At 65.8% G+C, this 10,600-nt stretch carries 10 protein-coding genes and 1 pseudogene; 9 read left to right on the top strand and 2 right to left on the bottom strand.

Annotated features, from left to right (window positions below; all coding sequences use genetic code 11):
* The 9 genes and pseudogenes from ACO6D5_RS28105 to ACO6D5_RS28065 form a co-directional block, all read left to right on the top strand.
* Positions 1-1,254: hypothetical protein (locus tag ACO6D5_RS28105; protein WP_485827205.1), on the top strand; the 1,254-nt coding region annotated here is incomplete at its 5' end.
* Complete coding sequence (locus ACO6D5_RS28100; RefSeq protein WP_485827204.1) at positions 1,251-1,886, top strand: TadE/TadG family type IV pilus assembly protein; 636 nt, start codon at positions 1,251-1,253, stop codon at positions 1,884-1,886. The genes ACO6D5_RS28105 and ACO6D5_RS28100, both read left to right, overlap by 4 nt.
* A 158-nt stretch (positions 1,887-2,044) precedes the next feature.
* Positions 2,045-2,617 carry a hypothetical protein gene (locus tag ACO6D5_RS28095; RefSeq protein ID WP_485827203.1) on the top strand — a complete coding sequence of 191 codons (573 nt, stop codon included), beginning with the start codon at positions 2,045-2,047 and terminating at the stop codon, positions 2,615-2,617.
* Entirely contained in the window at positions 2,614-3,465 is an 852-nt protein-coding gene (gene cpaB, locus ACO6D5_RS28090) for a Flp pilus assembly protein CpaB (RefSeq protein ID WP_485827202.1), read from the top strand. Before ACO6D5_RS28095 ends, cpaB begins: the two co-directional genes overlap by 4 nt.
* Positions 3,462-4,826 (top strand): type II and III secretion system protein family protein, encoded by a 1,365-nt coding sequence (locus ACO6D5_RS28085; protein WP_485827201.1) that lies wholly within the window; start codon positions 3,462-3,464, stop codon positions 4,824-4,826. The genes cpaB and ACO6D5_RS28085 overlap by 4 nt, the downstream gene beginning before the upstream one ends.
* 4 nt (positions 4,827-4,830) lie before the next feature.
* Complete coding sequence (locus ACO6D5_RS28080; protein ID WP_485827207.1) at positions 4,831-6,543, top strand: TadA family conjugal transfer-associated ATPase; 1,713 nt, start codon at positions 4,831-4,833, stop codon at positions 6,541-6,543.
* Positions 6,540-7,385, top strand: coding sequence for a type II secretion system F family protein (locus ACO6D5_RS28075; protein WP_485827200.1), 846 nt, complete (start codon positions 6,540-6,542; stop codon positions 7,383-7,385). Before ACO6D5_RS28080 ends, ACO6D5_RS28075 begins: the two co-directional genes overlap by 4 nt.
* A 44-nt stretch (positions 7,386-7,429) precedes the next feature.
* Positions 7,430-8,299: a type II secretion system F family protein gene (locus ACO6D5_RS28070; RefSeq protein ID WP_485827206.1), complete on the top strand. Its 870-nt coding sequence runs from the start codon at positions 7,430-7,432 to the stop codon at positions 8,297-8,299.
* Positions 8,227-8,529 (top strand): annotated as a pseudogene (locus tag ACO6D5_RS28065) (DUF192 domain-containing protein); the annotation flags it as partial. The gene ACO6D5_RS28070 and the pseudogene ACO6D5_RS28065, both read left to right, overlap by 73 nt.
* Positions 8,530-8,535: 6 nt before the next feature.
* On the opposite strand, the gene ACO6D5_RS28060 reads toward ACO6D5_RS28065, so the two are convergent.
* Both ACO6D5_RS28060 and ACO6D5_RS28055 read right to left on the bottom strand, forming a co-directional pair.
* The gene (locus ACO6D5_RS28060) at positions 8,536-9,339 is read right to left on the bottom strand and encodes a BPSS1780 family membrane protein (protein ID WP_234818439.1); all 804 of its coding nucleotides are present in this window, start codon (positions 9,337-9,339) and stop codon (positions 8,536-8,538) included.
* 63 nt (positions 9,340-9,402) lie between these two features.
* A complete protein-coding gene (locus ACO6D5_RS28055) occupies positions 9,403-10,371 on the bottom strand; it encodes a homoserine kinase (protein ID WP_315528379.1) in 969 nt (322 codons plus the stop codon).
* Positions 10,372-10,600: the final 229 nt, after the last annotated feature.

The following is a 10,600-nucleotide window of genomic DNA, read 5'->3' as shown; positions in this document are numbered from 1 at the left end:
GGCGCGCTTGAGCAGGCGCGTACGCTGAATGCCCTTGCCTACGTCAACCGAACGCAGATCGCGCATCAGGTGGCGATGGCGCATCTGGTCACGCTGGCCGCTTCGGCGCAGTACGGGGGCGCCCTGCAATCGCGGCGCAACCGCGGGAACCCGCCGGCCAGTCTGATCGCGATGCTGTTTGGGCCCGACATGGGGATTGCCTATGGGGCAGGGCAAGCGTTGCCGGACGCCGAGGCACGACTGGCCAACGCCTTCGCGCAGCACGACCGTATCGTGCATCAGGTATTGGAAAGCGCTGCGGCGTCCGCCGTGTCGGAGCTGCCCGTGTCGCGCGACCGTGTCATGCGCAAGGTGCTTGCCGCCAACTTCAGTGAAGCAGACCACCGTGAAGCTGACGGCAGTGACCCACCGGGTGCGCAGGGGTTGGCGCTGCAGTGGTTGTCGGATGCGTGGCCTGGCTTCATCGAACGCCAGGCCGCTACACGCCAGTCGGGGCTGCGGCCGACAGTAGAGCGGGCGGTTGAGCGCTACGGATTCTTGAAAAAGCGGAATGAAACGCGGCGCAATCCGTGGCCAGTCAGTTCCCGCTGTCCGCTGTATCGGCATGAACTGCGCCGCCGCGGATCGACCTGGCTTGGGCCGGACGGCCGTTGGGGGGCGCTGGACACGCAGTCGTTTCATGCGTTGCGATCCAATCGATGGATCGGCTGCTACTACCGCGAATACGCGATGGGTTGGGGCACCGCGCAAGGCCAAAAGAGCAAGGCGCCTGAAGGCGTGGATTACGTTGAAGAACCACCCGTCGATTTTTCTCAGGAAGATTTCTGGCGGTGGGTGGAGCAGTCGACGTCGTGGGATATATTCAGCGGCGTCACCAATCCCATGGCCAATTCGTATGCGATGGCATCGGCGCAGCGATGGCCCGGCCGGGGCTTGCCTGCTTATCGCGAGGTCGCCGCGTCGCGGGCAGGGGATCCCTTGCGTTTCGCAGTCAAGGTGAGTCTGGCAGGCGCCATATTGAAAACCACCGATGCGGGCAGCGCGTTGACGGCCCCCACCGGCAGGTTCCGCTATGCCGGGCTGGGACGCGCCGACGCCATCACGGTGACTAGCGCCGCCGAAACCTATTTTTTGCGACCAGAGCAACGTGGCGATGGTCGCGGCGAATTGGCCACTTTGTTTCGCCCTTACTGGCAGGCCCGCTTGTCTGCCGTCAAACCGCAGGATGTCTTGCTTGCCGGGAGGTCCCCATGACGATGGGTATCGAGAGAGTGCGGCGCCTTGATCGTCAGCAAGGCCAGGCAGCGGTGGAAGCATTGTTGCTCTTGCCGTTGATGGCCGTGATGGTCTGGGCGGTGAGCGGGATCGGCAGCCTGCAATTCTCGGCGCAGCAGATGTCGCAGGCCAGCCGCAAGGCGGCGATGGCGGGCGCGCGGGGGAAACCGTTGACGCCAACGTGGTCCCGCGCGTCTTCGGTGCTGACCAGCCAGGCTAAGGCGCTGCCTGGCGTCGCGCCACACCGTGTCAGCGCGTTGCAGGACGAATGGTTCGGGGCGGGCTTGCAGTTGTTGTCGGTGCAGGCGCAGACCGTGTCCCCCAGGCACCGTGCCGAGTGGGCGCCGTCGATTAGCCGGTTGACCCGGGTGGCGGTCAGGGCGGGGCATGCGCACGGGGATGCGGATGCGCAGCGCCGGATCGGCAATGCGCCGACGGCTTGGCGGCAGGCTGAACGAGCTTCGCTGGCGCAGGCTCGGCGCGTGGGGGCGCTTGCGCAACGCATGGATGGCCCGTGGGGCCGACCAGCGGTGTCGATGGATTGGCTCTCTGCGTGGGCAGACCTGGTGCCTTCGGACCGCTTGGGCAAACGTGAAGGGGGGATCCGATGAGTGCGCACTTGTTTTCCCGGGGGCGGAGGAATGGGCGCGGCCTGGTGGCGTTGTGTTGCTTGATGGTAGCAGGCGGATTGGTGGCCGGCGCAACGGGGTCTCCTTCGGCAGTGGCTTCTACGACGGATGGGGTTGTGGCGAAGCCAGCCGCAGCGTCCTTGAGCCGCTTGCGCTTTCCCGCCGGTTCCCGATATTCGCTGCTGGCCGATCGTGTGTGGCTATACGGCCAACCCGCGCAGGTCCTTGTGTTCGAGGTGCCGATGAAGGCGTCGGAATGGGCTCGCGCGCTGTCTGGGCAGCAGTCTGCTTTGGCGGATTTGAACGTGTTGCCCGGCCAACTCATGCTTTCCGGGCTGATCGGTGACGAGCAGTGGGTAGCACAGATGGAAGAGGCCGGCCCGGGGCGTACGGTCGGCAGCATTTCTTCGCTGCGTCCACGCGCCTCGCCCATATCGCCTACACCTTCATGGCTGCCGGAAGGGGCACGGCTACGCTTGGATGTTGCCGTCATGGATGGGGGCGACAGGGTGTCCGAACGGATCTGGCAGCATGCGTTGGCGCCTGCGCGGATGATGTCCTTGCTGGACACGGGCCTGTTGCGCGAGGGATGGCGGCGGTTGCCTGGGGACGGTGATGCGCAATCCTGGGCCCGAGGCAGCCAGCGGCTGCAGGTTTGGGTGGGGCCGTTTGATACCGGCAGTGGTCTTCGCGTCAGGGGGTGGGCGTCGTGAAGGCTTTGCTTATCCATGGCATGCAGCGGTTGCGCCGCGTGGGCGTTTATGGGCTGGCGCTGGTGGCTGGCCTGGTATCGGCGTGGGCGGTGCGCGAGCACGTGCAGCAACGGGTTCAGGCCCTGGAGGCGCAAGCTCGCACGCCTGTCGTCGAACGCCTGGTCGCAGCGTATGACTTGCCCGCGGGTACCCGTCTTGAAGACATGCATCTGGCCGTGCGTGAAATCCCCGCGCAGTGGGCGTCCAGCGCCAGTCTGGACCCGCTGGACCTGGCCAGCTTGCTTGGCGCAACCCTGGTGGCGGATGTGGCACATGGCGAGCCCTTGCTGAAGACTCACCTGACCTTTACGGCGCCAGCCCCTGCGCTGGCGTCGCGGCTTCGGGCCGGCCAGCGGGCGCTGACCGTGGCCGCCGGCGATCTGGGAGGCTTGGCCGAGATGCTGCGCGCGGGCGATCTGATCGATATCTATGTGAGCTTTTCGCATCGCCAGCGTGAGCTCACGGTTCCGTTGCTGCAGGGCATGCGGGTGCTGACCGTGGGGACAGAGACGGATCTCGATGGATCCGGCGCAGGCAACATCACGCTGGCAGCCGATCCTGACGAAGCAGTGCGATTTGTGGCGGCCAGGCAATCGGGGACGCTGACGGCCATGCTGCGCCACCGTGACGATGCCGGGGCGGTGAAGGCATCGGCCCAGACGGATCTGGCAACGTTGGTCGGGTTGGATCCCGAACCTGAGCCCACGCCTGGCGTGACCATTCTGTACGGGGACCGGGTAGATGCGCAAGCGCTCGGCGTTCCCGGCGAGCACGCCGCAATGGCCGGCTTCACAACGGGGCGGCCATGAGATGCATCGTGTTGATCCTCGGCGCAATGTGCCTGTCCCTATGGGGGCCGGCAGCCGGGGCCGAGATGGAAGTGCTGGAGCTTCAAGTGGGCGAAACCCGCGTCTTGCCGCATCCCGGCGTGAGGCGGGTGGCCATCGGCAACGGGCAAGTGCTGAGCGCCGTCGCGGCGGAAGGGCGCGATGTCGTGATCTTTGCCCGCGCCGAGGGCGTGTCTTCAGTGCACGTCTGGACTGCGAAGGGACGGACGGCGGCCTACGAATTGCGGGTTGTCGCGGCAGGGACGCCGCGCTTGCGTGCCGAAGTCGAGGCGTTGCTTGCCCGTATCCCCGGTGCGCGCAGCACCAGCGTGGGAGGGCGCATCCTGATCGAGGGCGACGACTTGTCCGACGATGACCGCACCCGTATCGCCGCCTTGGCGGAACGCTATCCCGCCGTTCTGGATTTTACCGGGCAGGTGGGGTGGGACCGCATGGTCTTGCTGGACGTGCAGGTGGTGGAGATACCCACCTCCCGATTGCGCGAGTTCGGCGTGCGCTGGGACGGCATGACGCAAGGAGGGATGAATGCGGGCCTGGCTTGGGACGCGGGGGCGCTGGGTCGGATGACCCGGCCGGGCGAGTCGGTGATCGAGACGGCTGGGCCGGCCTCCGCGGCGGCAGGCTATTTCGGCGTGAATGCGCTCTTGTCCGCCCGTATCGCCGCGCTGGCGCAAACCGGCGAGGCCGTGATGTTGGCGCAGCCGCAATTGCTTGCGCGCAGCGGCGCCAGCGCGACCTTCCTGGCGGGGGGCGAGGTGCCCTACGTGTCCACCGATACACGCGGCAATCCGACGACGTTGTTCAAGCCTTATGGCGTATCGCTCAGCATCACGCCACGCATTGACCGCAACGGCGTCATTCGTTCCTTGATCGAGGTAGAGGCCAGCTCCGTGGATACCTCGCTTAGCGTGGCGGGCGGCCCGGCATTGCGCACGCGCCGCGCGTCCACCGAGTTCAACGTTCGGTCGGGCAACACGCTGGTGATCGGCGGCTTCCTGTCGCGGGAGAACGCAGAGGAGGTCAGCGGGTTGCCGTGGCTGCAGAACATTCCCGTTCTGGGCGCCTTGTTCTCGTCTAGACGCTATCAGCAGCGTGAAACCGAGTTGGCGATTTTCGTCACCCCCAAGATCGTGTCGCAAAGCGAGCCCGCGCTGGCAGAGCGCGTACGGCGTGGCCGGGAGGTGTTGGATGCGGCCTTCCCCGAGCCTGCTCGGTTGGGCACGGTCGTGCCGTCGGCGGCTGGCGGTTGGGATCCCTATTCGGGGGCGGGGTCTCAGTGGACATCCCGCAACGACACGGCGCGAACCCTTCTTCGGGAGTAAGGCGATGCTTGATATTGAAATGACCTTCGAAGATGCCGGCGTTCGTCGCCTGGCTGCCGCAGTGCCGTTGTTGATCGGGCGGGGCGCGCAGTGCGGTCTGCGTATCTCGAACTGGCGGGTCGGCCGGCAACATGCCCGCCTGGTGCGCGAGGATGCCGATATTGTCCTGGAAGACCTGGGAACGCTGGCCGGCACGATGGTCAATGGCGTGCGGGTAGTACGACATGCGCCGGTACTGCCCGATGACGATATCCTGATCGGCCCTTGCCGCCTGCGGGTGCAGTGGGCTTCGTCCGGGGCGGTGCAGGAGGCCGACGCCCGGGCGAGTGAACCGAACGGTCTCGTCGCGCTGGTTGCCCCGCAGCCGGCAAGCGCTGCACAGACGTCAATGGCCGCGCAGCCGGCATCGCCGCAACGGCTTCACGAGCGGCTTCAGGAACGGCTTCAGGAACGGCGGCGCCTGCACGCCGCGCTGCTGGAGGGACTGGATCTACGCCGACGCGATGTGGCGGGCATGAGCGATGGCACGTTGCGGGCAGAGGCCGAACGATTGCTGACTCAGATCGTCGCCACGGATGCGGATTTGGCCGGCGATGAGGACAAGGCGGCGTTGTGCCGCGAGGTGCTGGATGAAGCGGTCGGCCTGGGCCCGCTGGAGCCCTTGCTGGCGGCGCCTGACATTACCGAAATCATGGTCAACCGCTATGACGAGATCTACGTTGAACGCGCAGGGCGGCTATGGCGGCATCCGGCGGCCTTCACCAGCGAACAGTCCGTGCGCTGGGTAATCGAACGCATCGTGACACCGTTAGGCCGGCGCATCGACGAAAGCTCCCCGATGGTGGATGCCCGTTTGCCGGACGGGTCGCGCGTGCACGCGATCATCCCCCCTGTTGCGATGAAAGGGGCAAGCCTGACCATCCGCAAATTCCCGCAGCGGCGGCCCAAGATGGCCGATCTGATTGCGGCAGCGTCGCTCAGCGAAGGCATGTCGCAATTTCTGGCGCTATGCGTGCGGATGCGCAAGAGCCTGGTGGTGTCGGGAGGGACCGGCTCCGGCAAGACGACCTTGTTGAACATCCTGTCAAACGAGATTCCGGACGGCGAACGCGTCGTCACCATTGAAGACGCCGCGGAGTTGCGTCTGAATCATGACCACTTGGTGGCCCTGGAGGCACGCCCGGCCAACCAGGAGGGTAGAGGGCACATCGATATCCGCGAACTGGTGCGCAACGCGCTGCGCATGCGGCCTGACCGGATCGTCGTGGGCGAATGCCGGGGCGCCGAGGCATTCGACATGCTGACAGCCATGAATACCGGACATGAGGGTTCATTGACGACCCTGCACGCGAATTCTCCGCGCGATGCGCTGGGCCGTCTGGAATCGATGATCCTGATGGCGGGTCTGGATCTGCCCTTGTCCGCCGTGCGAGAACACATCGCCGCCAGCGTGGATCTGGTGGTGCAGCAAGCCCGGCTGGCGGACGGGCGGCGCGTGGTGATGTCGATTGTGGAAGTCGCGGGCATGGAAAGCGGGCGCATACAACTGCTGGAACTCTTCCGGTATGACCGTGCGGCAGGTTTTCTGGGGTGTGGCGCGCTGCCCAGCTTTGCCCGGGTATGGAACGATGAAGGCGTTTCCCTGGACCCTGCCTGGTTTGCGGAGGCCGTCGGCCCGCAACACATCGCGGCGAACGTTGCGCAGGGCTTGCCATGATCTGGCTGGCTGCGGGTGGCGCGATGTGCTGCGTGGCGATTCTGGCCTGGCATGCCCAGGGCTGGTTCGCGCCGGCGTTGCGCCGCTACCGCGAGTTCTATACCCAGGATGCGGGCGTTCGCCTGAGCGAAGTGTTCTTGTTCATCGATCCTGCGCAGCTATGGGCGGCTGCTGTGGCGTGCGCACTGCTGGCGGCGGGGCTGGCGCTATCCCTGACGGGTAGCGGCGTGGCGGCGGTCGTGGCGGCAGCACTCGCATCCCGGATGCCCCGCTGGACGGTCGACAGGCTGCGACGCAGGCGAGCGGATCGCTTCGAGCAGCAGTTGCCGATGGCCTTGCTGATGTTGGCGTCGGCCTTGCGTGCGGGCGTCGCGCTGGCGACAGGGTTGCGGCATGTGGTCGAGCAGAGCAGCGCACCGCTGGCGCAGGAATTCGGCTTGATGCTGCGGGAGCAGCGCATGGGCGTGCCGTGGGATGCCGCGCTAGAGAACCTGCATGCCCGGATGCCGGCGGATTCCACTTCGCTGGTGGTCGCCGCCATGCGTATTGCCGCGCAGACGGGGGGAAACCTGGCCGAGGCACTGGAGAGCATTGCGCAGACCTTGCGCGCGCAATTGCAGTTGCAGGCGAAGTTGCGGGCGCTGACGTCCCAGGGGCGGTTGCAGGCGTGGATCGTCGGCGCGCTGCCATTGCTGCTGCTGGCGGTGCTGGACCGGCTGGAGCCGGAAATCATGGGACTGCTGTGGCATACGCCGATGGGGTGGGGCGTGCTGGCCATCGTAGCGGTGCTGGAAACGGCCGGGGTCGTGCTGATCCGGCGCATCATCCGAATCGATATCTGACCGGGTGGGGAGTTCGCTCCTGCTCTGTCATGGAGGTTGCTGCAATGTGGTTGTACTTGGGTATGTCGACGACGGCGTTGGGGGTTGGCTGGCTGACGTGGTTTGCGCTGCGTCCGCTGCTGCGGGGCAAACACGACGCCTCCGCGGCGTTGCCGTGGTGGTGGCGGGCCGCCTGGCCCTGGGTGTCGGCAGTAGCCCCGTGGGTGGGGCCATTGTGTTCGTGGCGTTTGCGCATCCGATTGACGCGGGCGATCGAGCAAGCCGCTTTGCCGGCTGGGGTGGGTTATGCCCACATGGCGGCGTTGTGCGCCAGCGCTGGCGCCGGCGCGGGAGGCCTTGCGGCGGCAATTGCGGCGCTTGCCGATCCCGCGCCCTCGGCCTGGATGCCATGGATGCTTGCCGCGGCATTGGCAGCCGGTGTGGCTCCTGGACTGTGGCTACGCGGCCTGGGCGAAAAGCGCCGCCGTAGCATCGAACGCGACTTGCCCTTTGTATTCGACATGATGACGCTGTGCGTGGAGGCTGGTTTGAGCGTACAGGGAGCCCTGCAGTTGGCAGCGCAAAGCGGGCCGCGCGGCGCATTGCGGGATGGCCTGGCTGACGCATTGGCCGAGATGCGGGCCGGGGTGTCCAGGGCAGCGGCGATCAAGGCATTGGCCGAACGTTGCAATAGTCCGCTTGCGCGGAATTGGGCCGCCGCCCTGGCGCAGGCGGAATCGTTGGGGATCAGCCTGGGGCCGGTGCTGCGCGCCCAGGCCTCGCAGTGCCGTAGCGACCGCCATGTCAGGGCCGAGCAGCTGGCCATGCAGGCGCCGGTGAAAATGTTGCTGCCTTTGATCGCATGCATTTTTCCCTGCACTTTCATCGTGCTGGCATTTCCGATTGCCGTCCAACTGCTTCAAAGCGTGCAATGAAGGGCCGCCCCTTGTTGCCGTCGGACCGGTTAAGGCTCTTACGTGTGGCAAGCTGGTGCGGCCGGATGCGTGGCCTGCTAGGCCGCCGGCCGCCTGGGCGGCGGTCCGGCATCTTGCTGACGCCGTGCGCCAGCGTGCATACCTTTGGCATGCGCTACGCCATCGATGTGGCGTTTGTGTCGCGGGATCTGCGGGTGATGGGCGTGCGCAGGGCGCTTGCGCCCTGCCGCGTTGCCTTATGCTTCGGCGCTGTGGCCGTTGTCGAGATGCGAGCTGGCGCGATCGATGCCGAACACGGAGGTATAGGCAGGATAGAAGCTGCAATACAGAACGCCGCCCGCCGCGATGTTGAACGGGATTTGCAGCGTGCCGGCGAATTGGGGCGACAGGCCCATCGTGACCAGCAAGCCGGCGCACAGATCGATGAACAGGAACACCAGGGCCCACGTGGCGCCGTACACCAGGAAGGGCCACTTGTTGCGCCAGCAGGCGATACCGGAGAAGAACAGCGCCTGGATCAGGCGCAGGCCGTGCCAGGCCACCAGCACCGGCGCATGCCAGAACAGCGCGGCGATCACGACGTAGATGATCGCGAAGATGGTCAGCGGAACGCGCATGGCCATCAGGATGGGGTCCAGCGAACGTTCAACGGAAGCGATCCGGTAGGCCTCGGCCATCGAATCCATGAAGGGCAGGAAGGTCAGCAGGCCGGCCACCATGCTCAGCCCCGCGTACAACAGGCCCATCAGGAACAGCTTCCGGAAGACGCCCGGCTGCTTGAGGGGCTTGCCCCACATGGACGGCAGCATGATGCGGTCGGCATCCACGTGCTTGCATGCCGAAAGCGTCATGAGGGTGATGATGGGCATGAGCGCCACGACCAGGATCGGTCCGACGGGGGGCGTCGCGCTGGCGAAGACGACCAGAAGGCTGATGAACATGGCCCAGGTGAACATGGCCAGAGGTTGCTTGCGGAACAGACGGAAGCCGTCTCGAACCCAGTGCCAGCCGGATGTCGCGGGTAGGAATGCTGCTTGCATGGCTCTCTGAAGGGGTGATCTCTCAAAAGGGACGCGCTAACCCCATTATGGGGGGCATAACGGTTACGGCAATATTGGCAAGCCCGGGCGGTGGCGTGCTTGCAACACTCTTTCGAAGTGCCGCGGGTCGTGGGGTTTAAGCGTTTGAGCCGGCCGGGGCAGGAAAAAGTCGTACAGGCGGGATACCCAGAAGCGCAGCGCGGCGGCGCGCAGCATCACGGGCCAGACCTCGCGTTCGGCGTCCGTGAACGGCCGGACCTGGGCGTAGGCGGTCAGCCAGGATTGCACCAGTTCGGGGATGAATTCCCCGGTGTCGCGCTCGATGCACCAGTCATTGACGCTGACGGCGACGTCGAACAGCCAGGTATCGCAACCGGCGAAATAGAAATCAATGATGCCGCCCATCAGCGGGTCTTCGAACGTGCCGGCGAACAGCACGTTGTCGCGAAAGAGGTCGCAATGGGCCGGGCCGGTCTGCAATGCCTGCCAGGCGGGCGTGTTCACCGCTGCCTCTTGGGCAGCCAGTTCGGAACCAAGCAGTTGTGCCTGGCCGGCATCCAGGAACGGCATGACCTTGGGAGCCGTTTCCAGCCACCAGGCCAAGCCGCGCAGATTGGGCTGGTGGATCGGAAAGTCCTGTGCGGCCAGGTGGGCGCGGGCCAGCGTGGCGCCGGCCAGGGCGCAATGGGCGGCGCCGGGTGCGGGTTCGTAGCCGCCGGGCAGGCGCGAGACGATGGCGCAGGGCTTGCCGTGCAGCGTCGTCAGGCGCGTGCCGTCACGCAGATTTTGCGGCTGCGGTACCGGGATGCCGCGCTGGGCCAGGTGGTACATCAGTTCGATATAGAACGGCAGTTGGGCGTGCGTCAGCACTTCGAACAGCGTCAGGACGTATTCGCCCCGGGTCGTGTACAGGAAGTAATTGGTGTTTTCGATACCGGCCGTAATCCCTCGAAGCGAGACAAGCTCGCCCAGGTCGAATTGCGCCAGGAGGGCGCGCGCGTCGTCGTCGGATACGGGAGTGAATACGGCCATTGATCTAGAGGGGGTGAGGGGGTTAACGGACGCTTGGCTATGCCTGTGCGGCGGCGGCGGCGCAATTTTAGACCACATAGCGGGCGGGGTTACGGCGATCGGCCGGACGCGGGCGGATTCGCCTGCCGGACATAATGCCGCTAAGCCCGTAAAATACCGCATCCCCTTGTTTTGTAGAGTGATTCTTGGACTCCCCCGACTGGCGGCTGTGCGTCGCCCCGATGATTGA

This window comes from Achromobacter sp., assembly GCF_057314935.1.
Note: the sequence above shows the minus strand (reverse complement) of the source record. Positions and strands in the feature narration are given on the sequence as shown.

Excerpts from the sequence above, each read along its gene's own strand:
- ACO6D5_RS28100 (WP_485827204.1), top strand. The coding sequence starts at position 1,251 with ATGACGATGGGTATCGAGAGAGTGCGGCGCCTTGATCGTCAGCAAGGC.
- ACO6D5_RS28080 (WP_485827207.1), top strand. The coding sequence starts at position 4,831 with ATGCTTGATATTGAAATGACCTTCGAAGATGCCGGCGTTCGTCGCCTG.
- ACO6D5_RS28085 (WP_485827201.1), top strand. The coding sequence starts at position 3,462 with ATGAGATGCATCGTGTTGATCCTCGGCGCAATGTGCCTGTCCCTATGG.
- ACO6D5_RS28070 (WP_485827206.1), top strand. The coding sequence starts at position 7,430 with ATGTGGTTGTACTTGGGTATGTCGACGACGGCGTTGGGGGTTGGCTGG.
- ACO6D5_RS28055 (WP_315528379.1), bottom strand. The coding sequence starts at position 10,371 with ATGGCCGTATTCACTCCCGTATCCGACGACGACGCGCGCGCCCTCCTG.
- ACO6D5_RS28060 (WP_234818439.1), bottom strand. The coding sequence starts at position 9,339 with ATGCAAGCAGCATTCCTACCCGCGACATCCGGCTGGCACTGGGTTCGA.
- ACO6D5_RS28075 (WP_485827200.1), top strand. The coding sequence starts at position 6,540 with ATGATCTGGCTGGCTGCGGGTGGCGCGATGTGCTGCGTGGCGATTCTG.